Origin of the sequence: Bacteroides sp. HMSC067B03 (genome assembly GCF_001811315.1) — a bacterium.
Classification (GTDB): domain Bacteria; phylum Bacteroidota; class Bacteroidia; order Bacteroidales; family Bacteroidaceae; genus Bacteroides; species Bacteroides faecis.
Map to the genome: position 1 here is coordinate 52,256 of NZ_KV804467.1, position 25,278 is coordinate 77,533.

General features: G+C 43.4%; 16 protein-coding genes and 1 riboswitch. Of the genes, 11 read left to right on the forward strand and 5 right to left on the reverse strand.

The window, feature by feature from the left end; translation table 11 throughout:
• Positions 1 to 335 precede the first annotated feature (335 nt).
• Positions 336 to 531: riboswitch (cobalamin riboswitch) on the forward strand.
• Positions 532 to 675: 144 nt separating this feature from the next.
• The 7 genes from HMPREF2794_RS23760 (at position 676) to HMPREF2794_RS23790 (ending at position 11,246) form a co-directional block, all read left to right on the forward strand.
• Complete coding sequence (locus HMPREF2794_RS23760; RefSeq protein WP_010539327.1) at positions 676 to 1,653, forward strand: DUF4465 domain-containing protein; 978 nt, start codon at positions 676 to 678, stop codon at positions 1,651 to 1,653.
• 27 nt (positions 1,654 to 1,680) lie between these two features.
• Positions 1,681 to 3,450 carry a PKD-like domain-containing protein gene (locus HMPREF2794_RS23765; RefSeq protein WP_022301996.1) on the forward strand — a complete coding sequence of 590 codons (1,770 nt, stop codon included), beginning with the start codon at positions 1,681 to 1,683 and terminating at the stop codon, positions 3,448 to 3,450.
• 2 nt (positions 3,451 to 3,452) lie between these two features.
• Positions 3,453 to 5,660: a DUF4971 domain-containing protein gene (locus HMPREF2794_RS23770; RefSeq protein WP_055271576.1), complete on the forward strand. Its 2,208-nt coding sequence runs from the start codon at positions 3,453 to 3,455 to the stop codon at positions 5,658 to 5,660.
• A 132-nt stretch (positions 5,661 to 5,792) separates the two neighbouring features.
• Positions 5,793 to 6,854 carry a DUF5074 domain-containing protein gene (locus HMPREF2794_RS23775; protein ID WP_022301994.1) on the forward strand — a complete coding sequence of 354 codons (1,062 nt, stop codon included), beginning with the start codon at positions 5,793 to 5,795 and terminating at the stop codon, positions 6,852 to 6,854.
• Positions 6,855 to 6,911: 57 nt separating this feature from the next.
• Entirely contained in the window at positions 6,912 to 8,951 is a 2,040-nt protein-coding gene (locus HMPREF2794_RS23780; protein WP_168166628.1) for a TonB-dependent receptor plug domain-containing protein, read from the forward strand.
• 134 nt (positions 8,952 to 9,085) lie between these two features.
• Complete coding sequence (locus HMPREF2794_RS23785) at positions 9,086 to 10,597, forward strand: cobyric acid synthase (protein WP_010539322.1); 1,512 nt, start codon at positions 9,086 to 9,088, stop codon at positions 10,595 to 10,597.
• 13 nt (positions 10,598 to 10,610) lie between these two features.
• On the forward strand, positions 10,611 to 11,246 hold the full coding sequence (locus HMPREF2794_RS23790) for a cytidylate kinase-like family protein (protein WP_055271582.1): 636 nt from the start codon (positions 10,611 to 10,613) through the stop codon (positions 11,244 to 11,246).
• Between the two features lie 103 nt (positions 11,247 to 11,349).
• Here HMPREF2794_RS23790 and HMPREF2794_RS23795 read toward each other — a convergent pair whose 3' ends face one another.
• Positions 11,350 to 13,014, reverse strand: coding sequence for a putative transporter (locus HMPREF2794_RS23795; protein WP_010539320.1), 1,665 nt, complete (start codon positions 13,012 to 13,014; stop codon positions 11,350 to 11,352).
• A gap of 259 nt (positions 13,015 to 13,273) precedes the next feature.
• Between HMPREF2794_RS23795 and mutA the strand changes: the two genes are divergently transcribed.
• The 3 genes from mutA to HMPREF2794_RS23810 all read left to right on the forward strand — a co-directional run bounded on the left by mutA (position 13,274) and on the right by HMPREF2794_RS23810 (position 19,625).
• Positions 13,274 to 15,175 carry a methylmalonyl-CoA mutase small subunit gene (gene mutA, locus HMPREF2794_RS23800; RefSeq protein WP_010539319.1) on the forward strand — a complete coding sequence of 634 codons (1,902 nt, stop codon included), beginning with the start codon at positions 13,274 to 13,276 and terminating at the stop codon, positions 15,173 to 15,175.
• 1 nt (position 15,176) lies between these two features.
• Entirely contained in the window at positions 15,177 to 17,324 is a 2,148-nt protein-coding gene (gene scpA / locus HMPREF2794_RS23805; RefSeq protein WP_010539318.1) for a methylmalonyl-CoA mutase, read from the forward strand.
• A 141-nt stretch (positions 17,325 to 17,465) separates the two neighbouring features.
• Positions 17,466 to 19,625, forward strand: coding sequence for a DNA topoisomerase 3 (locus tag HMPREF2794_RS23810; protein WP_010539317.1), 2,160 nt, complete (start codon positions 17,466 to 17,468; stop codon positions 19,623 to 19,625).
• Between the two features lie 235 nt (positions 19,626 to 19,860).
• On the opposite strand, the gene HMPREF2794_RS23815 is transcribed toward HMPREF2794_RS23810, so the two are convergent.
• On the reverse strand, positions 19,861 to 20,730 hold the full coding sequence (locus HMPREF2794_RS23815; protein ID WP_010539316.1) for a formylglycine-generating enzyme family protein: 870 nt from the start codon (positions 20,728 to 20,730) through the stop codon (positions 19,861 to 19,863).
• A 127-nt stretch (positions 20,731 to 20,857) separates the two neighbouring features.
• On the opposite strand from HMPREF2794_RS23815, the gene HMPREF2794_RS23820 reads away from it, so the two are divergent.
• The gene (locus HMPREF2794_RS23820) at positions 20,858 to 21,673 is read left to right on the forward strand and encodes a DUF5694 domain-containing protein (RefSeq protein WP_070752882.1); all 816 of its coding nucleotides are present in this window, start codon (positions 20,858 to 20,860) and stop codon (positions 21,671 to 21,673) included.
• Positions 21,674 to 21,689: 16 nt separating this feature from the next.
• On the opposite strand, the gene HMPREF2794_RS23825 is transcribed toward HMPREF2794_RS23820, so the two are convergent.
• From HMPREF2794_RS23825 to aroC, 3 genes are all read right to left on the reverse strand, one after another.
• On the reverse strand, positions 21,690 to 22,556 hold the full coding sequence (locus HMPREF2794_RS23825; RefSeq protein ID WP_010539314.1) for a hypothetical protein: 867 nt from the start codon (positions 22,554 to 22,556) through the stop codon (positions 21,690 to 21,692).
• A 228-nt stretch (positions 22,557 to 22,784) separates the two neighbouring features.
• Positions 22,785 to 24,149 carry a dipeptidase gene (locus HMPREF2794_RS23830; protein ID WP_070752884.1) on the reverse strand — a complete coding sequence of 455 codons (1,365 nt, stop codon included), beginning with the start codon at positions 24,147 to 24,149 and terminating at the stop codon, positions 22,785 to 22,787.
• 11 nt (positions 24,150 to 24,160) lie between these two features.
• The gene (gene aroC / locus HMPREF2794_RS23835) at positions 24,161 to 25,237 is read right to left on the reverse strand and encodes a chorismate synthase (protein ID WP_010539312.1); all 1,077 of its coding nucleotides are present in this window, start codon (positions 25,235 to 25,237) and stop codon (positions 24,161 to 24,163) included.
• Between the last annotated feature and the right edge of the window lie 41 nt (positions 25,238 to 25,278).

A 25,278-nucleotide genomic window follows, 5' to 3' on the forward strand; every position in this document is an offset into this window, starting at 1 on the left:
CATGTATTCTTGACTGAAAAATGATTTAGTACTTACTGAAAGAACAGGTTAAGCGAAATTGTAGCTATGGTCAAGTTAATCAAATGGATAGGTGTTTCAGAAAGTTTCAAGCGCTTGAAACACTTTGTTTCACCGTATGAAACACTTTGTTTCATTACTTGGAACACATTGTTTCAAGGCATGAAACAAAGTGTTTCAACGGTTGGAACTGATCTTGGAACTATTCTTCATTCATCATTTCAATAGTTCTTCATTCAAACTGGCGTTCAGTCGAAAAAATGGAAGATTAAGGCGTTAAATAAACGGCAAAAAAGATAAAACATAAAAAAAAGATTTATCTTTGCAAATGTAATGGTTCCTGAAAAGATTATTTCGTTCAGGATGAAAAGGGAATCCGGTGAGAATCCGGAACAGTACCCGCTGCTGTAAGTCCCCCTTAATGATTATCGTATTTTTGCCACTGGTGTAGACACTGGGAAGGCGCGATAATTGGGACGAGTCAGAAGACCTGCCATAACTAGGATAGATTTACACCTGCGGGATTGAGATCAGGTTGTGGTCAGATACGAAGTCATTCATATTTGGTACCTCATATAGCCCCGTTTGTGTAACTCTTACACAAACGGGATTTTTTTTTGTGAGAGTTAACATATTATTCATTTAAATGAATGAGTTATGAAAAAGAATTTGAATTTCTTGATGGGTGCTGTCTTATTGATGGCAACAGTGTTGTTTGCCAGTTGTAATGCAGAAGATGATTTTCTCGTATCCCCGGTGGATTCTACAGGTGCTGTAACACGTTCGGTTACTACCGATCCGTATGTTATTGATTTTGCTAATGTACCCGCAGCTTATACCGCTTCGGATAAATACGGTGCTAATCTTTATACCGGAGGTGCGGGGCAAATCACTGAAGGCTACAAGGTACAATTAGGCAACAGTGGAACGTATGTACAGTTTCCTGTTAATTATCTCGAACAAGAATGGGGAGAAGAACCCCGCCCGTGGCAATATGACTATTGGAATGGCGGCTTGGCTGTTTCGGATTATACGGATATTACTGACGGTACCTATTTGAATCAGTGTAGCGTATATAACGGAGGAATAGCTGGTGTAGATAATGATAAGTTCGTTGTAGCCTACGGATATAGCGATTTTTACAATGATCCGCTTTCTACCTATGACAAATGCGCAAAGATCTATCTGACAGATGCTACCGGCTATACAGTTGTGGAAGAAGGAACACCGGTTGAGGGAACAGTAAAAACAGGAACTTTCAACAGTGTATATGTCTGCAATACGACTTATTCGCAAATTGTCATGCGGGATGGTAATTCATTTACGACTGGTGGCAAATCACTCGAAGAGCAGGAAGGTTGGTTCAAGGTTGAATTCATCGGCTTCGCATCGTCCGATACTTCTGTGGCTCCTACGGGTAAAGTCACTTATTATCTTGCCAATTTCGATAAGAGTAAAGAAGAAGAGTCAGGCTTACACGGCGAAATTCGGACCGGCTGGAATCAGGTTGACCTGACAGATCTCGGAACGGGTGTTCATATGGTTGTCGTTAATTTTGTCGGTAGTGACAAGAGTGATTACGGATTGAACACACCGGCATACTGTGCGTTAGATAACCTTTCCATTTCATTGTAATTTTGAAATCTTTAAATAAAATCAGTTGTGAGAAAGTATTTATTGCTCCCTCTATTATTAGCGCTTGTCATTTCTTGTAATAAAGACGATGTTATAACGCAGGAAAATGAAAATCCTCTTATTGAGCTCGACAGCGAAACGGGTGTTTACGTTGTTAAGGTGGGAAAAGAAGTCAAGGTAAATCCTACTTATTCAAATGTTGACTTTGCGGTTTATTCATGGAAGTATAACGGTCGGATTATTTCGGATAGCCCTTCATTGACTTATACTTTCAATCAATCTGGTTCATATTATGTGACTATCCGGGTGGATACCCCCAAAGGTAGTTCCGAAGAAGAAATCCGTATGGAAGTGAATGAACTCGCTCCGCCGGTTATCTCATTAGTTGTTCCGACCGGTGGGCTGAATGTGCTTGCCGGCCGCGAACACAAAATAACACCGGACATTCAGAATGCGGAAGGAGCGATATTCCGGTGGACTCTGAACGGGAAAGAAGTAGGTACAACTGCCGAATATACTTTCAACGAGCAGGAGTTAGGCTCCTATAAACTAGTACTTTATGCGAAAAATGAAGATGGCGATACTTCGAAAGAAGTAGTGGTCAATGTAGTAGACAAATTATCGGCTGATGCAACCATTGTTGCTCCGTCATTTTATACAGAAAACCTCGTAAAAACAGTTGCTTTGGGGCGTACTCTTTATCTCCGACCGTATGTTAACATATCGTCTGTCGCCAATTATCAATGGAGTCTGGATGGAGAACCTATCAGTGGAGCCAATTCACTGATGTATGCATATACACCCGAAGCGAAGGGAGAACATACGCTGACCTTTGCTCTTTCTTACGGAAACAGTGCTGCTCAGAAACGGATCACACGCAACATTAGCGTGACAGGTACGGATAAAATATCGTTGGATATTCCGGTTGCATGCATTGATGCATCCGAAAAGCGTCCTTACACGGAAGGTTGTTCGTTGAATAGTAATAAGGTATATGAATTTATACCGGCACCCGGACAATTCGTGAATGAGACGAATACAGCCGGATATACCGGGACGGAATCTACACAGGAGGCAGCTATCGCCTATGCGGAAAATAGACTGGCAACCACTTCCTATGTTTCACTCGGTGGCTGGGGAGGTTATATTGTCGTAGGTTTCGACCATAGCATCGAAAATAAGGGCGGCTATGACTTTTCTATCATAGGCAACGCATTTGAAGGATCGTCCGAGCCGGGTATCGTATGGGTGATGCAGGATGTAAACGGAAACCAACTGCCTGATGACGAATGGTACGAACTGAAAGGTTCTGAATATGGAAAGAACGGTACTATTCAGGATTATGCAGTGACTTATTATCGTCCCGGTGGTGCAAAAATGGCAACTCAGTGGGCTGATAACCAGGGAAATGTAGGAGAGGTAGATTACCTCGGGGGATATCATCCTCAGGCTTACTATTATCCGCTCTGGATTAAGGAAGATTCTTATACATTGTATGGAACGCGGTTAAAATCTAAAACCGTAGAGTCTCGACCGGGATTCTGGGAAAATCGGTCGTTCGAATGGGGATATGCTGACAATGTAGGCGATGATATGCCTTCGAAAGACAATCCCAATGCCTCGTCTATCAGTAATTATTTCAAGATATCGGATGCTGTAAATTTGGATGGATCATCGGCGAATCTTACGCATATTGATTTCATCAAAGTGCAGACCGGCGTCAATGCTAAAGCGGGATGGCTGGGTGAGAACTCAACAGAAGTTTACGGATTTACAGATGAAAATAATAAGAAATAGAAATGAAACAATTATTCAAGATATTGATGATGGCGGTTTTTGCTACGGCATTTATCGCTTGTAACGACGATGACGGCGTCTCTTTTGTCGGCAAAGATAATTATATCGTCGCATTTTCACTTACAGTAGACGGGGTGACATACGATGCTTCTATTACCGAAGGTAAAATCAAGGTAAGCATACCTTATAATGTATCTCTCGAAAATGCGAAAGCATCGTATACGTTGAGTGAGAATGCCCGAATCAACCCCGATCCGGCAGAAATCACCGCATGGGACGAAGAATGGCAGTTTATAGCTACGGCGGATAACAAAGAAAGCCGTGTTTATCATTATACCTATGAGTATAGCGATATTTCCAAGAGCGGAAATGTCGTGTTAGAGACACAGGCTGACGTTGATAAATTCAAAGCCACACAGATCAATAGCATCGACGGTAACCTGACAATTGGTACGGATAACGGTGACGGTATTGAAAATCTTGATGGGCTCTCCAACCTGGAGAGTGTAACCAACTCTATCATTATCAAATCATCTTATAAGGGACAAAATTTGGAAGGATTAGCCTCGCTCAAACATGCAGGCAGTATAAAGCTCGGTACTCTTTATAAAATGTCGGACAATGAAACGCTTGAGGATATTGCATTACCGGCATTGGAGGAAATTACCGGTGACTTGATTTTGCGTAATGCCCTGGTTAAAAATATCAATCTGCCATTATTGGCATCAGTCGGAGAAACATTTAATATCACGACAGATAACCTTACCTCTGTCAATGTCAATATGCTCTCCTTCATAGGTGATGATCTTACGCTAATCGGTTCGACTACTGCTACGGAAAGTTCCGATATCGAATCAATCGTTTTCCCCCAGCTCAAAAAAGTGGGTGGAAACATGACAATACAGTACCAGAAAAGCATGACATCTATTTATTATCCTGTGTTGGAGGAAATCGATGGAATGACAACTCTTGATCAATGTTCTCAGATGCCGGGGCTTGTATTTCCGGAATTGGTTCGTTCCGGTGGTTTCACATTTACTCAATGCTCGGCTTTGTCGGATATTCAGGCTCCTGAAATGCTAAAGAGCGGGGAAATCTATATCCGAAATTGCAGCAACGTTAACAACATTGATTTTTCAAAAATGACAGAAGTCGATGGAGATTTATATTTAAACAGTGGAACAATAAAAGATCTGACAGGCTTTGCTGCTTTAGAGACAGTCAATGGAGTGTTTACTTTGACGGGGGTGAAGAACGTCTCCGATTTTTCTTGCCTTTCTCATCTGAAAAATGTAAAAGGATTAAGCTTAGGGGGTGTCGGGATTACGGAACTTGATCTAAGAGGAATTGACTTTAATGGAGGAGAACTTCGGCTCACATGTGAAAAATTAGCCACTGTGAAAGCGGACGATACATTCAATGGTAGCATTTATATTAGACCGGATAATACCTCGCGAATTACTTCTTTTACTTTTGAGGGCTTTTCTGTAATCAATGGTAATTTCGAATCGGGGAATTTTAATTATGTCACAGCATTCACATTGCCGATGAAAATCATAAAAGGAGATGCGATTATTGCAATTAGTGGGGTGACAGCTGCTCCAGTTAAAGACATTGATATCCCAAATTTGACAGAAGTCGGGGGGAGTCTTGCTATTCAGCAAATACCTAAGGCGGCTGCCAAGTGTTCTTTTGGTAGTCTTATGAAGGTTGGCAAGTCTCTGAATATGAAGGTCACGTCTTTAAGATGTGGTGTAGAAATGCCTAAGTTGCAATCTATCGGGGAAGCCTTCACTTCAGAAGAAAATAAGGTGTCGACATGGCAGATTAGTGATGAGGAAGAATTTAACTATCCGGAACTGACTATTATCAATGGTAGCTTGACTATTAATACTGGTGCGAAAACTGATTTTAAGATAGAAAAATTTTCGTTTCCTAAGTTGAGGGCGATTGAGGGTGGACTGACAATATCACCGACGCGAATTACAGATGCGTATCGAAATGAGGCGCTCACCACACTTGAATTCCCATCATTGGAAAGCGTCGAAAGCATCAAAATAGTAAATCAGAATGCCTTAAAGAATTTTAGTACGTTTGCGCCGTTATTTACCAAAAATATTCTTACGGAGACTTCGCAATGGAGCGTGTCTACATGTGGCTATAACCCTACTTATGCAGATATGAAAGCGGGGAAGTATGAAGAACCATAATAGTCGCTGATCGAAAAGAGAATGGAGTGCCCGATTATAAACGGACACTCTTTCTTGCGTTTAATGGTATCCTCATCAAGTCCGTAGCGCGATTGTAGTAACAAATGAATTTATATATTATAGGAGGTAACAATGAATCGAATTTCAAAATTGCTCGTTTTTCTTGTTTTGATAGCCTTTACCGGTTGCATGGAATGGGATTACGGTAAAATGGAAGACTTCTCCGCAACAGGGGAAGGGCTTTTTATTACAAACGAAGGTAATTTCCAGTATGGGAATGCTACTTTATCCTATTATGACCCGGAAACGAAAACTGTGGAGAATGAGATTTTCTACCGGGCTAATGCCATGAAGCTGGGTGATGTAGCCCAATCGATGACAATCCGCAACGGCGTTGGCTGGGTGGTGGTCAATAATTCTCACGTCATTTACGCTATCAATATTAATACATTTAAAGAGGTAGGACGTATAACGGGGCTGACTTCTCCACGTTATATCCATTTCCTCTCGGACGAGAAAGCCTATGTCACGCAGATATGGGATAACCGCATTTTTATAGTCAATCCCAAGACTTATCAGATTACCGGATATATTGATTGTCCCGACATGACTACAGAGTCCGGATCGACGGAGCAAATGGTGCAATATGGTAAGTACGTGTTTGTGAATTGCTGGTCGTATCAGAACCGTATCCTGAAGATAGATACAGAAACGGATAAGGTGGTGGATCAACTGACTGTGGGGATACAACCTACATCATTGGTACTGGACAAAAATAATAAGATGTGGACAATAACCGATGGGGGCTATGAAGGCAGCCCGTATGGCTATGAAGCTCCGTCGCTTTATCGGATCGATGCCGAGACGTTCCAGGTTGAGAAACAGTTTAAATTTAAACTTGGCGACTGGCCTTCCGAAGTGCAACTGAACCGGGAAGGTGATATGCTTTATTGGATCAATAAAGATATATGGCAGATGTCTGTCGATGCTGACCGTGTCCCCGTGCGTCCATTTCTTAAGTATAGTAATACGATATATTATGGGTTGACGGTCGATCCGAAAAATGGTGACGTATATGTGGCAGATGCCATTGATTATCAGCAAGACGGCATTGTATATCGTTATACGAAGGAAGGAAAATTAATAGACCAATTCTATGTAGGGATTATTCCCGGAGCATTTTGTTGGAAATAACCAAAAGGGAAATATATGGGAAAAAAGACGAAATGGATCATTTTTACTATAGCTGTCATGTGGGGCATGCCTATTGTTCTCCGGTCACAGCAAACGGAAAATAAGCAAAACTGGGCGGAAAGAGGAATACGGCTTCGTGAAGTTGAAATCAAGGCCAAGCGCCCAATGAAAGATATCGGCGTGCAGAAAACAGTGTTTGACTCACTTGTCCTGAAAGAAAATATAGCTTTGTCGATGGCTGATGTGCTCACATTCAACTCTTCTATCTTTGTGAAGAATTACGGACGCGCTACGCTCTCGACTGTTTCTTTTCGTGGAACATCGGCTTCACATACGCAGGTGACATGGAATGGAATGAGAATAAATAGCCCGATGCTGGGTATGACCGACTTTTCTACAATTCCATCTTACTTCATAGACGATGCTTCTCTGTTGCATGGCACTTCATCTGTCAATATGGTGGGCGGTGGTTTAGGTGGTTTGGTACAACTTTCTACTATACCTGCCGATCAACAAGGATTTGGTATGCAATATGTTCAGGGAGTTGGTTCCTATCGGACGTTTGACGAGTTTCTACGTCTGACGTATGGAGACAAGCATTGGCAGGTATCGACCCGTGCGGTCTATCAGTCTTCACCTAATGATTTTAAGTTCCGCAACCGCGATAAGAAAGAGAATATCTATGATGATAATTATACGATTATTTCACAATATTATCCGGTCGAACGTAATAATAATGCGTCATTTAAGGACTTACATCTTTTGCAAGAGGCGTACTACAACACAGGTAAGGGTGACCGTTTCGGACTGAATGCATGGTATATTAACTCTAACCGGGAATTGGGACGGTTGACGAGCGACCAGAGTGACGGAACTCGTTTTGAGAATCGTCAGCGGGAGCATACATTGCGCAGTGTTCTGTCGTGGGATCATACACGCGAAAACTGGAAGTTGGGGACGAAAGCCGGTTATATCTATACATGGATGGCGTATGATTATAAAAATGATAAAGGGAATGGAGATATGGCTTCCATGACTCGTTCGAGAAGTAAAATCAATACTCTTTACGGGCAAGTGGATGGTGAGTATTTTCTAACGGAAAAGTTACTTTTTACCGCCGGGCTGTCGGCACATCAGCATTTTGTGAAAAGTTCGGATAAAAATATCATTACCCTGGTTGGCAATCGGGCGGTGGTCGGTTATGATAAGGCACGTGTAGAACTTTCCGGTACTGTATCGGCAAAATGGCGTCCGATAGAACGCTTGGGGATGTCAGTGGTATTGAGGGAAGAAATGTACGGTGATAATTGGTCGCCGATTATTCCTGCTTTTTTCGTCGATTATGTTCTGTCGAAAAAAGGGAATATAACAGCTAAAGCCTCCATAACACGCAATTATCGTTTTCCTACGTTAAACGACCTTTATTTCCTGCCGGGAGGGAATACGGATTTAAAGCGTGAGAGCGGGTTTACTTATGAAGCCGGATTGTCATTTGCTGTGAGTAAGGATAATGTTTACACCTTGTCCGGTTCAGCTTCGTGGTTTGATCAACATGTCAATGACTGGATTATTTGGTTACCCAATTTTAAAGGGTATTATTCTCCTCTTAATATCAAAGAAGTGCACGCTTATGGTATAGAAACGGAGGCGGATCTCGCATTACGGTTGGCTAAGAACTGGAAATTGGGAGTACATTCTACTTTTGCCTGGACCCCTTCGATTAATGAAGGTGAACCGATGAGTTCGGCTGATCAGTCATTGGGAAAGCAGCTGCCGTATGTACCGGAATATTCGGCTACGTTGTCAGGCAGACTGTCTTATCGTAGTTGGAGCTTGTTGTATAAGTGGTGCTATTATAGTGAACGCTATACCATGACAAGTAATAAAAAAACATTGACGGGGCATCTCCCTCATTACCTGATGAGCAATGTGACTCTTGAGAAAGGATTTTCACTCCGTTGGGCAGATTTGTCATTGAAAGGAACAGTCAATAACTTGTTTAACGAAGAATATCTCTCGGTATTGTCTCGTCCGATGCCGGGAATTAACTTTGAATTCTTTATTGGCATCACGCCTAAATGGGGAAAGAAGAAATAAGTGTATTTGATAATGCTGTTTTCTTATTAGATACAAAATATTAAAAGATTATACTGGAATTAAAATCTCTATTGTTTTGTGGTATCTTTGTAATATCCTCAAAACGATAGAGATTTATTTTTAGATATGTAGAGATGGAAAAGAAGAAACTCAACTCTTTTATGCTTGCCGGAACAGGGAGCGATGTAGGTAAAAGTGTATTGGCTGCGGCTTTTTGCCGCATTCTGAAACAAGACGGTTATACTCCTGCACCGTTCAAGGCGCAGAATATGGCATTGAATTCCTACGTTACTCCGGAAGGACTGGAAATAGGGCGGGCGCAAGCCGTACAGGCGGAAGCAGCCGGACTGTCGTGTCATGTAGATATGAATCCGCTGTTATTGAAACCCAGCACGGAACAGACAGCCCAGGTTGTGCTGTGCGGTAAACCGGTTGGTGACCGGAGCGCATATGAGTTTTTCCAGAAGGAGGGACGCAAGGAACTGCGTAAAGTGGTGAATGACGCGTATGACCGATTGGCGAACCAATACAATCCCATTGTCATGGAGGGTGCCGGAAGTATTTCAGAAATCAATCTTCGGGATTGTGATCTGGTCAATATGCCAATGGCGATGCATGCAGGGGCAGACGTCTTTTTGGTAGCCGACATTGATCGTGGAGGTGTTTTTGCCAGTGTTTATGGTTCTATCCTGTTGCAGACTCCCGAAGAACGTTCACTGATTAAAGGGATTATCATTAATAAATTCAGAGGAGATATCCGCTTATTTGAAGAGGGTATCCGGATGATAGAAGACCTTTGTAAGGTTCCTGTGTTAGGAGTAGTCCCTTATTACAGAGGAATCTATATCGAAGAGGAAGATTCCGTCATGCTTGAGAGTAAGAATAGGGAAGCGGCAGCCGGTAAAATTAATGTTGCCGTCATCTTGTTAAGACATCTGTCCAACTTTACAGATTTCAATGTGCTGGAACGGGACGAACGGGTACATTTGTATTATACTAATAATGTAGATGACATCACGAAAGCGGATATCATCTTATTGCCCGGAAGTAAAAATACATTGGATGACCTTTATGAATTACGTCGGAATGGCGTGGCACAGGCTATCTTGAAAGCGTCGCAGGAAGGAGCGACGGTTATGGGGATTTGCGGAGGCTATCAGATGATGGGATTGGAAGTGCGTGATCCGGAAGGAGTGGAAGGAAATGTCAGAATGCTGCCGGGACTGGGGCTGCTTCCTGTGATTACCACTATGCAGGGAGATAAGGTAACCCGGCAGGTGGAATTTACTTTTGACGGGACAGAAGCTCTTTGCAAAGGCTATGAAATACATATGGGGAGGACTGTGCCTGCCGAAGGTTCTCCACCATCACCATTCAATCAATTGGCAGATGGACGCGAGGATGGTTATCAGGATAAACAGAAGAAATGTTTGGGGACTTACATTCATGGAATATTGGATAATCAGCCATTTATTGATTTTCTGCTTGCTCCCTATATCGGTAAACTGGGGCAACAGACATTTGACTATACGGCGTTTAAGGAAGAGCAGTATGATAAATTGGCAGAACATGTGAGAAAGCATATTAATATGCCGTTGCTTTATGATATATTAGAAAAAAGTCGTATGTTTGCTACAGAACCATAAAACAAAATGTACTATGAGCGGTAATTATGTTATCAATATCGGTCGCCAGTTAGGTAGTGGCGGAAAAGAAATAGGAGAAAAGTTGGCAGCCCGTTTGGGTATCGACTTTTATGATAAAGAACTGATCAATCTGGCTTCTGAAGAGAGCGGATTATGCAAAGAGTTCTTTGAAAAGGCAGATGAGAAAGCTTCGCAAGGTATTATTGGCGGGCTGTTCGGTATGCGTTTTCCTTTTATCAGTGAAGGGGCGATGCCTTGTACCAACTGTCTGAGCAACGATGCCTTATTCAAGGTACAGAGCGATGTAATCCGTCGTCTGGCAGCGGAGAAATCCTGTGTGTTTGTCGGACGATGTGCCGACTATATTTTGCGGGAGCATCCCCGTTGTGCGAATGTCTTTATTTCAGCTTCGAAAGATGACCGTATCGCACGGTTGTGTCAGATGCATCATATTGACGAAGAAGCAGCGGAAGAAATGATAGAGAAAGCGGATAAAAGACGTTCTGAATATTATAATTATTATAGTTATAAGACATGGGGAGCAGCTGCCACTTATCATTTGTGCATTGATTCTTCTTCATTGGGAATTGAAGAAACTGTGCGGTTTATAGAAGAGTTTGTGGCGAAAAAACTGCAACTTAGATTTTGATTGGAAAGAAATACAAAAGTAAAAAAGAAGAGATAAAAAGAAAGCCGGCTGAATTCATCGAAGAATTTGGCCGGCTTTATTATTGATAAGAGCTGAGCTCGATTTACATCATTGCCAGTAAGATCATTTGTCCCGTCAGAATACGGAGGAACATGGACAACGGATAAACGGTAGAATATCCTACTGCAGGAGCGTCGCCGGATGTTGTCTGGTTGGCATAAGCTAATGCAGGAGGGTCAGTGTTACTACCGGCTATCAATCCCATCAGGGTGAAGTAGTTCACCTTATAATATAATCTGGCGATAGAACCGATAATAAGCAATGGGATCACCGTAATCAGGAATCCACAGCCTACATATAATAATCCGTCTCCTTCGACCACCGTTTGCACGAAATTGGCACCGGCATCTATACCGACGCTGGCAAGGAAGAGTACAATACCGATTTCACGAAGCATCAGGTTGGCACTCATTGTGGTATAAGTCACCAGATGCAGCTTATGACCGAAACGTCCGATCAGAATGGCTACTACCAACGGACCGCCTGCCAAACCTAGTTTTAGAGGCGTCGGCATACCGGGGAATGCGATCGGGAGACTACCCAGAAGGATACCTAAGAAGATACCGACAAAGATAGTAACGATATTCGGTGTATCCAGACGTTTCAACTGATTACCTAGTACACCTGCTACACGGTCTACAGCATCTTGTTGGCCTACTACCATGACGCGGTCACCCACCTGCAATATCAGATTAGGATCAGCGAACAGGTCCATACCCGAACGGTTGACACGGGTAACGTTTACGCCATACATGCTGCGGAAGTGCATAGATCCCAAAGTCTTGCCGTTAATTTCCGGTTTGGTAACCAGGATACGGCGTGAAACCATCGGAAGGTCTTGTTTTTCCCAGTCCAGTTCCACTTCTTTACCGATGAATACGGTAATTGCGGGAGCATCTTCTTCCGAGCAGACGATAAACAACTGGTCGCCCACATTGAATATGGTTTCATGATTCGGAATACTTACATGTCCCTCGTGACGAATACGCGAACAAACAAAATTACGTCCCAGAAATTCTTTGATTTCAATTAGTGTCTTTCCGCTGATAGATTCATTACGTACTTCGAGGCTCATCATGTGAGGTTTGTGATGTGCATCTCCGCTTTGAGCTTTCAGACTCTCTTCCTCTTTCGTCATGTTGACACGGAAAATGTAGCGGATGGCGATGATAGAACCAATGATACCTACCACACCAAGCGGGTAAGCGCAAGCATAACCCAGTGCAATCTGCGGTCCGTTATAGCTCAGCTGATTCAGTGCTTCGTTGGCAGCACCAAGTCCCGGAGTGTTCGTCACAGCTCCGTAGAGGATACCTACCATCATCGGCAATTCTACACGACCGTCCCAAAGGTAATAGAGTCCCAGTGCAACGGCAATATTTAACACTACGATGCCTACAGCCAACAGGTTCAGCGTCATTCCCCCTTTCTTGAAAGAAGAGAAGAACGATGGCCCCACCTGAAGACCGATACAGAATACGAACAAGATCAACCCGAACTCGCGGATGAAATGTAGGATGTGTGTATCGGCTGTGAAGCCGAAATGTCCCATTAGGATGCCGGCAAACAAAACAAATGTAACCCCCAGAGATACTCCGAATATCTTTATTTTACCGAGATATACACCGGCTGCCACTACGAAGGCGTAGAGGAACACGATATGTGCCACGGAACTGGGGTCCCACAATAAACTTTGTAACCAATCCATAAATATTAGTAGTTTTTATAATGTTCTTCTAAAAACGGGTGCAAAATTACTCATAACATTGGAGCTAATCAAATATTTCCCGTCTTTTATTTTCCCGGGCAAATGTCCGACATTGTGCAAGTGTACAGTGCGAATTTTCTCTAAAAAAGAGCTTTGTTTTAACTAATTAGTTATATTTGCAGGTCTAACGACGGACATTTGGAAAGAGATACATAAAAATAAAGACAATATTAATTCTTGTTTTAATTTTAGATAAACTATGGCAGACAAAAAAGAAAAACTCTTCTCAGACTTTTCTCCTGTCTCCACCGAGCAATGGATGGAGAAGGTTACAGCCGACTTGAAAGGTGCTGATTTTGAGAAGAAACTCGTTTGGAAAACAAACGAAGGATTCAAAGTGAAACCTTTCTACCGGATGGAAGATCTGGAAGGTTTAAAGACAACAGACGCGCTTCCCGGAGAATTTCCCTATCTGAGAGGTACCAAGAAAAACAATAATGAGTGGCTGGTTCGTCAGGAAATCAAAGTAGAATGTCCGAAGGAAGCCAATGCGAAAGCGTTGGATATCCTCAACAAAGGAATTGATTCGCTTTCTTTCCATGTAAAAGCAAAAGAACTCAATGCAGAATACATTGAAACACTGTTGAATGATATTCAAGCTGAGTGTGTAGAACTTAACTTCTCTACCTGTCAGGGACACGTTGTTGAGTTGGCTAATCTGCTGGTAGCTTATTTCCAGAAGAAGGATTATGATGTGAAAAAGCTGAAAGGCTCTATCAATTATGACTTCTTCAACAAGATGTTGACCCGTGGTAAAGAAAAGGGGGATATGATTCAAACAGCCAAAGCCCTGATCGAAGCTATCCAACCACTTCCTTTCTATCGCGTACTGAATGTAAACGCAATCTCACTGAACAACGCAGGAGCTTACATTTCTCAGGAACTGGGTTATGCGCTGGCTTGGGGTAATGAATACATGAATCAATTGACGGATGCCGGGATTCCTTCTGCCGTAGTAGCAAAGAAAATCAAATTCAATTTCGGTATCAGTTCCAATTACTTCCTCGAAATTGCGAAATTCCGTGCGGCTCGTATGTTGTGGGCTAATATCGTAGCTTCTTACAACCCGGAATGTCTGCGCGATTGTGATAATAAAGGTGCTAACGGAGAATGCCGTTGTGCTGCGAAGATGGCTGTTCATGCCGAAACCTCTACTTTCAACCTTACCTTGTTTGATGCTCATGTGAACTTGCTTCGTACACAGACAGAAGCGATGAGTGCTGCATTAGGTGGTGTAGACTCTATGACAGTTGTTCCGTTTGATAAAGCATATTCAACTCCGGATGAGTTTTCAGAACGTCTTGCACGCAATCAACAACTGTTGTTGAAAGAAGAATCTCATTTCGATAAGGTGATTGATCCGGCTGCCGGTTCTTATTATATCGAAAATCTGACAGTGTCTATTGCTAAGCAAGCATGGGAGCTCTTCCTTGCTGTAGAAGAAGCCGGTGGTTTCTATGCGGCGTTGAAAGCCGGTACGGTTCAGGCTGCTGTGAATGAAAGCAATAAAGCCCGTCATAAAGCAGTTGCCCAGCGCCGTGAAGTGTTGCTGGGTACCAACCAGTTCCCTAACTTCAATGAAAAGGCAGGTGACAAGAAACCGGTAGAAGCAAAATGTTGCTGTGGAGGTAAAGACCATACTTGCGAGAAAGATGTGGATACATTGGTGTTCGACCGTGCTGCCAGCGAATTTGAAGCGTTGCGTCTTGAAACGGAAGCATCCGGTAAGCGTCCGAAAGCGTTTATGCTGACTATCGGTAATTTGGCAATGCGTCAGGCACGTGCACAATACTCTTGCAACTTCCTGGCTTGTGCCGGTTATGAAGTTGTCGATAATCTCGGATTCGAAACAGTTGAAGCCGGGGTAGAAGCTGCTATGGCTGCTAAAGCCGACATTGTTGTCATCTGTTCAAGTGATGATGAATATGCTGAATATGCAATACCTGCATTCAAAGCATTGAATGGTCGTGCTATGTTTATTGTAGCAGGTGCTCCTGCCTGTATGGACGAACTTAAGGCAGCAGGTATCGAGAACTTCATCCATGTTCGTGTCAACGTACTGGATACCTTGAAAGAGTTTAACGCCAAACTATTGAAGTAAGATGAGAAAAGATTTTAAAAACTTAGATATATATGCTGCATTTCAGCCTGCTAACGGTGCTGAATGGCAAAAGGCTAACGGAATTTCCGCTGAATGGAATACACCGGAACACATTGAAGTGAAGCCTGTTTATACAAAAGAAGACCTCGAAGGTATGGAACATCTCGGCTATGCTGCCGGACTTCCTCCTTATCTGCGTGGTCCGTATTCGGTAATGTACACTCTTCGCCCCTGGACCATCCGCCAATATGCCGGATTCTCTACAGCTGAAGAATCCAATGCTTTCTATCGCCGTAACCTGGCTTCCGGGCAGAAAGGTTTGTCAGTAGCATTCGACTTGGCTACTCACCGCGGCTATGACCCCGATCACGAACGTGTAGTGGGTGACGTTGGTAAAGCCGGTGTTTCTATCTGTTCGCTCGAAAACATGAAAGTCTTGTTCGATGGTATTCCTTTGAACAAGATGTCAGTGTCTATGACTATGAATGGTGCGGTACTTCCGATTATGGCATTCTATATTAATGCCGGTCTGGAACAAGGTGCCAAGCTGGAAGAAATGGCAGGTACTATCCAGAACGACATTTTGAAAGAGTTCATGGTGCGTAATACTTATATCTATCCGCCTGCATTCTCTATGAAGATCATTTCCGATATCTTTGAATATACTTCACAGAAGATGCCTAAGTTCAATTCAATTTCTATCTCCGGTTATCACATGCAGGAAGCGGGTGCTACGGCAGATATCGAGTTGGCTTATACATTGGCTGACGGTTTGGAGTATCTCCGCGCCGGAACTGCAGCAGGTATCGATATCGATGCTTTCGCTCCTCGTTTGTCTTTCTTCTGGGCGATTGGTACAAATCACTTCATGGAAATAGCCAAGATGCGTGCAGCACGTATGTTGTGGGCTAAAATTGTAAAACAATTCAATCCGAAGAATCCGAAATCACTGGCATTGCGTACTCACTCCCAGACTTCCGGATGGTCACTGACAGAGCAAGATCCGTTCAATAATGTAGGACGTACTTGTATTGAAGCTATGGCTGCCGCTTTGGGACATACTCAGTCATTGCATACCAATGCATTGGATGAGGCTATCGCTCTTCCGACCGATTTCTCTGCACGTATTGCACGTAATACTCAGATTTACATTCAGGAAGAAACTTATATCTGCAAGAACGTTGACCCGTGGGGTGGTTCTTACTATGTAGAAGCCTTGACGAATGAACTGGCTCATAAAGCTTGGGAACGTATTCAGGAAGTAGAAAAACTGGGCGGTATGGCGAAAGCGATTGAAACCGGTATTCCTAAGATGCGTATCGAAGAAGCTGCTGCCCGTACACAAGCTCGTATCGACAGCGGTTCTCAGACAATTGTCGGTGTGAACAAATATCGTCTCGAAAAAGAAGCTCCGATTGATATTCTGGAGATTGATAATACAGCGGTGCGTCTTGAACAGATCGAGAATCTGAAGCGTTTGAAAGAAGGGCGTAACCAAGCTGAGGTAGACAAAGCGCTGGAAGCGATTACCGAATGTGTGAAGACCGGTAAAGGTAACTTGCTGGAATTGGCAGTGGAAGCAGCTCGTGTTCGTGCAACGTTGGGTGAAATCTCTTATGCTTGCGAAAAGATTGTAGGACGTTATAAAGCAATAATTAGAACTATATCAGGCGTGTATTCATCAGAAAGTAAAAACGATAGCGACTTCAAACGTGCTTGTGAACTGGCTGAGAAGTTTGCGAAGAAAGAGGGACGTCAACCTCGTATCATGGTTGCGAAGATGGGACAAGACGGTCACGACCGTGGTGCCAAAGTAGTAGCAACAGGTTATGCGGACTGTGGTTTCGACGTAGACATGGGACCATTGTTCCAGACTCCGGCGGAAGCTGCCCGTGAAGCGGTTGAGAATGATGTCCATGTAGTCGGTGTTTCTTCATTGGCTGCCGGACATAAGACGTTGATTCCGCAGATCATGGAAGAACTGAAGAAACTGGGCCGTGAAGATATCGTAGTAATCGCTGGTGGTGTAATTCCTGCACAGGACTATGATTTCTTGTACAAAGCGGGTGTAGCTGCTATTTTCGGTCCGGGTACTCCGGTAGCGAAGGCTGCTTGCCAGATTCTTGAAATCCTGATGGATGAAGAATAAACGCTGAAAAATACTAATTTCTTATCCCGCCTTATAAGTCCATTTGGACTGGAGGCGGGATATTTTTTGCCTCTTAGTGCGGTCAGTGAGAAATATTCGTGTAACTTTGTAGACTATTAGTGTAAAACAAGAAGAGAAAAAATGATAGTTTGCATAGCCGAAAAGCCATCTGTAGCACGTGATATAGCCGAAGTACTCGGCGCTCATACCAGAAAAGAAGGATATATAGAGGGAAACGGATACCAGGTGACCTGGACATTCGGGCATCTCTGTACCTTGAAAGAGCCGCATGAATACACCCCTAACTGGAAATCATGGAACTTGGGTAGCTTACCGATGATTCCGCCACGTTTCGGTATCAAGCTGATTGATAACCCTACTTACGAAAAACAATTCCACATTATCGAAGGACTGATGCAGCATGCAGATGAGATTATCAACTGCGGTGATGCCGGGCAAGAAGGGGAATTGATTCAGCGTTGGGTGATGCAGAAGGCAGGTGCCCGCTGTCCGGTGAAACGTTTGTGGATTTCTTCACTGACCGAAGAAGCCATTCGTGAAGGATTTGCCAAGCTGAAAGACCAGACGGATTTCCAGTCTTTGTACGAAGCCGGACTTTCCCGTGCAATGGGGGACTGGCTGTTGGGGATGAATGCGACCCGTCTTTACACAATTAAATACGGTCAGAATAAACAAGTACTTTCCATCGGTCGTGTACAGACCCCTACATTGGCATTGATTGTCAATCGTCAACTGGAAATTGCTAACTTCCAGCCGAAACAATACTGGGAACTGAAAACGAATTATCGGGATACGACTTTTTCTGCTCTCATCCGGAAAAGCGATGAAGAAATAGCTGCCGAAGAAGAAAAGAACGGTGGAAAGAAGAAGATAGACAATCCCGGCATTGATCCTATTGCCAATCGGGAGGAGGGAGAAGCCTTGGTAGAACGTATCAAGGATCTTCCGTTTGTTGTCACCAGCGTCGGTAAGAAAGATGGAAAGGAGTACGCTCCGCGTCTGTTCGACCTGACTTCCCTTCAGGTAGAGTGTAATAAGAAGTTTGCTTACTCTGCCGACGAAACGCTGAAACTGATTCAATCCCTTTATGAAAAGAAAGTAGCCACTTATCCGCGTGTCGATACCACTTTTCTGAGTGACGATATCTATCCCAAGTGTCCCGGAATATTGAAAGGCCTTCGGGATTATGAAGTGCTGACAGCTCCTCTGGCAGGTGCTTCATTGCCTAAATCGAAAAAAGTATTCGATAATTCGAAGGTAACAGATCACCATGCAATTATCCCTACAGGCGTTTATGCGCAGAATCTGACGGATATGGAGCGTCGTGTTTATGATTTGATAGCCCGTCGTTTTATTGCGGTGTTCTATCCCGATTGTAAGATTTCTACTACTACCGTGATGGGAGAAGTGGATAAGATAGAGTTTAAAGTGACCGGTAAACAGATTCTGGAACCGGGGTGGCGTGTTGTTTTTGCTAAAGACGTGAAAGATACTTCCGAGGAAAAAGAGGAAGAGGATGAAAATGTACTTCCTGCTTTTGTGAAGGGAGAAAGCGGTCCTCATGTCCCGGATTTGAATGAGAAGTGGACACAACCGCCCAGACCTTACACGGAAGCAACCTTGCTTCGTGCCATGGAGACAGCCGGAAAGTTGGTAGATAATGACGAACTCCGTGATGCTTTGAAGGAGAATGGCATCGGTCGCCCGTCTACCCGTGCCGCCATTATCGAGACGTTGTTCAAGCGAAACTATATCCGCAAGGAAAGAAAGAACCTGATAGCTACCCCTACAGGAGTAGAGCTGGTGCAGATTATTCACGAAGAACTGTTGAAATCAGCGGAACTGACCGGTATCTGGGAAAAGAAATTACGTGAGATCGAAAAGAAAACATACGATGCCCGCCAGTTTTTGGAAGAACTGAAGCAAATGGTGTCGGAAATTGTGATGAGCGTACTTTCTGACAATACAAACCGGCGTATTACTATTCAGGAAGCGGTTGCCCAGACAGAAGAAAAAGCAAAGAAAGAACCTAAAAAGCGCGAGCGTAAGGCAAGCGCTCCCAAAGAGAAGAAGCCGAAAACTGAATCGAAAGAAACGGGTAAATCGCCTTCTGTCCCTGCACCGGCTGCTGCTACTGCTTCTTCTGCACCTGACCATACTGATGCTTTGGTCGGTCAGCCTTGTCCGCTTTGTGGCAAAGGCACTGTCATTAAAGGAAAGACGGCTTACGGATGTTCGGAATGGAGGAATGGATGTACGTATCGGAAGAGCTTTGAGTAAAACTTTCCTTTATCGCATATTTTAGTTTTTTTTATACTGATTCTTATTCGTTCCACAGTTGTTGTCTTTTAGTTCCACAACTGTTTCCGCTTCGTTCCATAGCTGTGGAACGAAAGGAAAACAATTGTGGGACGAATAAAGAAAAGCAAATAAAAGAAGAATTGTTGCTAAGCCAGCCTGAAAGATTCTTTTGGGAGTATTCTTTCAAAGGTGCTCGTGGGTATTTTACTTTGATTTACTGTACCGGAGAGGGGATTACTAGCCGTAATCCATAGTCAATATCCCATCGTTGCGGATTTACTCCATAGCGATTGGTTATTTTGCAATATTTCTCAATAGTGTAATAGCTGCCTCCTCGCAAAACCTTATGCATGTCCTTTCCACCTAAATCGGGATCGATGTTTCCGGTAAAAGGAACTTTTTTATCGTACCAGTCCATGCACCATTCATATACATTCCCGCTCATGTCATAAAGTCCAAGTTCATTTGGCTCTTTTCTTCCTGTCTCTTTGGATACATAGTTATTATTATATTTTTCTCTAAACCAGGCTACCTGTTCCGGATTATTGCTGCCGGAATAGATAAAATTCTTTGTATTCAGTCCTCCACGTGCCGCATATTCCCATTCCGCTTCGAAGGGTAGCCGGAAGGGTAACCCGCTCAGTTCGGATAGCCTTTGAGTGAAGCGACGGGCATCATACCAGTTGATCTGGTCTACCGGAAAATCGCGTTTGTGCTGATTGGAAGGGTTGTTTCCCATAATCACATACCATTCATCTTGGCTGACCTCATATCGATTGATAAAGAAAGAGCCTACAGTAACAGGAACGTCGTTATTTTCTCCCATATTTATGCTGTTTCCTTCTACATAGATCATATTCCATAAAATATAGCGTATGACGGCTTTTTGTTCCTTATTTATAGTAGGCGACCAATGCAAGGCTTTTTCCAGCTCAGTGGGAATGGCATCAATGATACTTTTTTCCCGCCGGCATTTGTCATAAAACGGCTTCCATACTTGCTGCTTTTGTGCCGAACTTGATAATGCAATCCCTGACAATAGAAAGAGAAGGCTTACCATTTGTTTTGCGTATTCTTTTATCATGCTGCTTCTTTTTCTTTTTGACGACATAAAATGAAAATGACTGCAATGATTATACTTAAATTAGCTTAATGTCTGTTGTTTGAAAAAAGTTTATTAACTTTGAGCATCAAACATATAAACAAATACAATGAATAAAGTTACATTGTTTTTTATCATGGCGTGCATATTTTACCTGAAAGGATATGCTCAGCAAACAGAAGTTCTGACACTGGGAGTCTTTCACTTTGACTTTCTGAACCTCGATATGCAGCAAATATCCGAAGAGGATCAGATTGATGTATTATCGCCTGTTTATCAGAAAGAAATAGAGTTAATAGCGAATAAACTGGCGAAGTTCAGGCCGGATGCAATTGTCATTGAGCATCCTGTAACCGGACAGCCAAAGGTTGATAATCTTTTTAAGGCATACCTTGCCGGAAAACATAAACTTTCGAAAAGTGAAGTGCAACAGCTTGGTTTCAGGATAGCAAAATTGTGTCATGCAAAGATTTATTGTGCAGATGCACGGGGAACACAGACTGCTCGTATCGAAGAATTACTGGAAGACGATAGCACGAAACAATATCAGGATTTTGAAGAGAGTTTTGTGCATTCTCCCGACTCTTCTTTATATTTCGAAGACCAGCCCATATTCAAGCAAAAAGGAATACTTCCCCAACTGATACATCTTAATGCCCCCGAACATATTAAAAAGGACTTGGGTAACTATCTTATCGGACACTTTAAGTATGAATCTGACAAGGGAGATTATACAGGAACCGATTTTGAATCAGGAAGATGGTTCAACCGCAACCTGAGAATATTCCGGAATATCCAGCGTACGCCAAAATCAGCCAGGCGGATACTTGTGATCTTTGGTGCGGCACATATGAATCTTTTGAACTACTTGTTTGAATGTTCGCCCGAATATAAATTGCTGGATGTGAATGATTATCTGAAATAAGTTGGCGATAGCGATTTTACCGTATAGGTATATGCATGCGGGGTGGTCCGATCGTCGGACCGCCTATACCTCTGTTTTTATCAAAGACGACATCACGGAGAATCTCGTATAGTATGCCGCCTACATCCAGACCCAATGTGAACTTGTTGAAATGATAGTAGGGGATCATGACAGGAACCGTTTCCCAACGTCCGCTCATTGCATCGTAATATCGCTGTACTCCCATTTCCATTCCAAAACGGTCGGACATATCAACGGACATGGTAGCGCCGTAGCTATGGGTACTCATGCCATAAGAGTTTCCGATGTCGTATGAACCGAACACTTTGAAAGTGACACGATCGGAAGGATGATAAAGAAAGGCGCCCGAAGTACTGAAAGCCTGTCCGGTGATGTGGGACATATTGATCTTCATCGCATTAGCACGGACCTGCAACTCAAATTGTTCATTGAAAATGTGCTGATAACCTAGCGAAGCATTATTGAAACGCCCGATACCTGCCATGCTTGTCTGACTCCCGGAGCCGAACACTGCCCCGTGGGCGAATTGATGCAATATCCCGTCTGTGCGGTAATCACCTCTGAAAAGAAGGGAAGGATTAGTCTGATAAGGCAGGCTAATGTCTCTTTTCAGTGAAAAACGGGGCATATGTTCTGACTGTCTGGCTGGATATAAAGAATATGTAGTGCTCTTTTCTGGAAAAATTTCAAGTGTAGAACGTTGTAACACGCTTTCCGGCTCCATTGATACACTGTCACGGGCTATGCGTATACTGTCATTATTTTCTTGTGCGGAGAGTAGCTGCGGAATAAAAATCAGCAGAATGAGGATTCCCCAATGAATTGGAAGCGATGATATGCTAACTTTTTGTTTCATACGCATTTGCCCTCCTTTACTTTAATGAATCTTATATACAAAAATAACGAAAGGCATTTTGAAAAGCAAATAATACGTCTTATTTTATTCCATTCGCAGGCTTTTTTAACTCAAATAGAAGTATCTTGGATTTTTTCTGAATAAATACCTTTTTCTGAATAAAAAGAACGGTAGAGAAGTGATGAGATCATCAACTTGTCTACCGTTCTTTTATTTTACACCTTTGCGGCTTATTTATTTTTTCGCATATTCTTGATGGAACTCAACCACTGCCTCAATTCCTTTTCGGAAAATGTCCAGCGAGAAGTTCTCATTCGGTGAATGGATCGCATCTGATTCAAGCCCGAATCCCATCAGTACCGTTTTAGTACCCAATACTTGTTCAAATGTTGAGATGATAGGAATGCTTCCACCACGGCGCACTGCCAGTGGCTTTTTACCGAAAGCTATTTCGAAACCTTTTTCCGCAGCTTGATAAGCTGGGAGGGAGATTGGGCAAACATACCCCTGTCCTCCGTGCATCGGAGTTACTTTTACCTGTACGGTATCAGGAGCAATATGCGCGATGTAATCTGCAAATATCTGCGAAATCTTGTGATGATCCTGATGTGCAACCAGTCGGCAGGAAACTTTCGCATATGCTTTTGAAGGAAGGACTGTTTTGGAACCTTCACCTGTATATCCTCCCCAAATGCCGCATACATCGAAAGACGGGCGGCAACTGTTGCGTTCCAGTGTGCTGTATCCCTTTTCTCCAAAGAGTTCTTTTACTCCGATCGCTTTTTTGTATTTCTTTTCATCGAAAGGAATATGAGCGATCATCTCTCTTTCTGCTTGCGGTACCTCTTCTACGTCATCGTAGAATCCGGGAACGGTTATTCTTCCGTCTTTATCTGTCACTTTACTGATTATTTCGCAAAGCACATTGATCGGATTGGCTACTGCTCCTCCGAAGTGTCCCGAATGTAAGTCACGGTTCGGACCGGTTACTTCTATTTCCCAGTAAGCCAGACCACGCAGGCCAGTGGTTAGTGACGGAAGTTCGGCACCCAGCATACTGGTATCCGAAACCAGAATGACGTCTGCTTTCAATAGCTCTTTATGCTCTTCACAGAAAGCTTCCAGACTGGGCGAACCGATTTCTTCTTCTCCTTCGAAGATAAACTTGACGTTGTTTCTTAGAAGTTCGTTCTTGGCGAGATATTCAAAGGCTTTGACCTGAATAAAGGATTGTCCCTTGTCATCGTCCGCGCCGCGCGCCCAAATGTACCCGTCCCGTATTTCGGACTCGAATGGCTGGCTTTTCCATAATTCCAACGGCTCGGCAGGCATTACGTCGTAATGGGCGTAGACTAATACCGTTTTGGCATTGGGGTCCACGATCTTTTGCGCGAAAACAATCGGATTACCTTTGGAAGGCATTACCAATGCTTCGTCTGCTCCGGCTTCGAGCAATAGTTGTGCCCAGCGTTGTGCACATGCAAGCATATCATCGTGATGTTCCGGCAAGGCACTGATACTGGGGATACGGATGAGGCTGAACAAGTCCTCCATTATTTTCGGTTCGTTCGCTGCGATGTATTTTTGAATTTCGTTCATAAGAATGAGATTTAAAGCTGCGTTGTTTTATCCAACAGATAATAATCAAGTATGGTCATGGCAGCCATTGCTTCTACGATAGGCACGGCACGTGGCAGTACACAGGCGTCATGACGTCCGCGGGCTTTCAGCGTGGTATCTACACCGTCAATATTCACCGTTTCCTGTTCCATCAATAAGGTAGCTATCGGTTTGAATACCACACGGAAGTAAATATCCTGTCCGTTACTGATTCCCCCCTGAATACCTCCGGAGTGGTTGGTATGCGTTTCTATTCGTCCGTTATTATTGTAGAAAACGTCGTTCTGTTCGGAACCTTTCATCTTCAATCCCTTGAATCCTTCTCCATATTCGAAGGCTTTGGCGGCATTGATACTTAACATGGCATTGCCCAGAGCTGCGTGAAGCTTGCCGAATACAGGTTGACCCAGTCCGATAGGGCATCCTTTGATGACACAAGTCAGCGTACCTCCGATAGTGTCGCCTTCGCCTTTTACCTTGTATATAAGGTCTGCCATTTCTTTCGCCTTTTCAGGGTCCGGACAGCGTACGTCGTTTGTTTCTATCAAGTCGAGATCATAATCGGAATAAGTGCCTTCCAATTTGATGGCACCTACTTGCGATGTGTAGGCTGTGATGCTGATTCCTAACTGGCGAAGGGCTAATTTAGCCAATGCGCCGGCTACTACGCGTGAGATCGTTTCACGGGCGGATGAACGTCCGCCACCGCGATGGTCACGGATACCATACTTTACTTTATAGGTATAATCCGCGTGTGAAGGGCGATATACCTCTTTCAGGTTATTGTAGTCATTGGAATGCTGATTCTCATTCCATACGATAAATCCGATAGGGCATCCGGTTGATTTACCTTCGAAGATGCCTGAAAGAAACTCCACTTTATCCGCTTCTTTGCGTGCTGTGGTGAGGATGGATTGTCCCGGGCGGCGTCGATTTAGTTCTTGTTGTACAAATTCTTCGTCAATCGTTATTCCGGAAGGAAATCCGTCAATTACTCCCCCAACTCCTTTTCCATGAGACTCGCCAAAGCTGGTGAGTCGAAAGATGTTGCCAAATGAATTAAACATAGTTGTGGCTTTTTTAAAATTACTCTATGCAAATATAACAA

Coding starts and splice junctions, on each gene's coding strand:
- HMPREF2794_RS23795 (WP_010539320.1), bottom strand. CDS start 13,014: ATGGATTGGTTACAAAGTTTATTGTGGGACCCCAGTTCCGTGGCACAT.
- HMPREF2794_RS23815 (WP_010539316.1), bottom strand. CDS start 20,730: ATGATAAAAGAATACGCAAAACAAATGGTAAGCCTTCTCTTTCTATTG.
- HMPREF2794_RS23830 (WP_070752884.1), bottom strand. CDS start 24,149: ATGAACGAAATTCAAAAATACATCGCAGCGAACGAACCGAAAATAATG.
- HMPREF2794_RS23775 (WP_022301994.1), top strand. CDS start 5,793: ATGAATCGAATTTCAAAATTGCTCGTTTTTCTTGTTTTGATAGCCTTT.
- HMPREF2794_RS23790 (WP_055271582.1), top strand. CDS start 10,611: ATGAGCGGTAATTATGTTATCAATATCGGTCGCCAGTTAGGTAGTGGC.
- HMPREF2794_RS23810 (WP_010539317.1), top strand. CDS start 17,466: ATGATAGTTTGCATAGCCGAAAAGCCATCTGTAGCACGTGATATAGCC.
- mutA (WP_010539319.1), top strand. CDS start 13,274: ATGGCAGACAAAAAAGAAAAACTCTTCTCAGACTTTTCTCCTGTCTCC.
- HMPREF2794_RS23785 (WP_010539322.1), top strand. CDS start 9,086: ATGGAAAAGAAGAAACTCAACTCTTTTATGCTTGCCGGAACAGGGAGC.
- HMPREF2794_RS23780 (WP_168166628.1), top strand. CDS start 6,912: ATGTGGGGCATGCCTATTGTTCTCCGGTCACAGCAAACGGAAAATAAG.
- scpA (WP_010539318.1), top strand. CDS start 15,177: ATGAGAAAAGATTTTAAAAACTTAGATATATATGCTGCATTTCAGCCT.
- HMPREF2794_RS23760 (WP_010539327.1), top strand. CDS start 676: ATGAAAAAGAATTTGAATTTCTTGATGGGTGCTGTCTTATTGATGGCA.
- HMPREF2794_RS23825 (WP_010539314.1), bottom strand. CDS start 22,556: ATGCGTATGAAACAAAAAGTTAGCATATCATCGCTTCCAATTCATTGG.
- aroC (WP_010539312.1), bottom strand. CDS start 25,237: ATGTTTAATTCATTTGGCAACATCTTTCGACTCACCAGCTTTGGCGAG.
- HMPREF2794_RS23770 (WP_055271576.1), top strand. CDS start 3,453: ATGAAACAATTATTCAAGATATTGATGATGGCGGTTTTTGCTACGGCA.
- HMPREF2794_RS23820 (WP_070752882.1), top strand. CDS start 20,858: ATGAATAAAGTTACATTGTTTTTTATCATGGCGTGCATATTTTACCTG.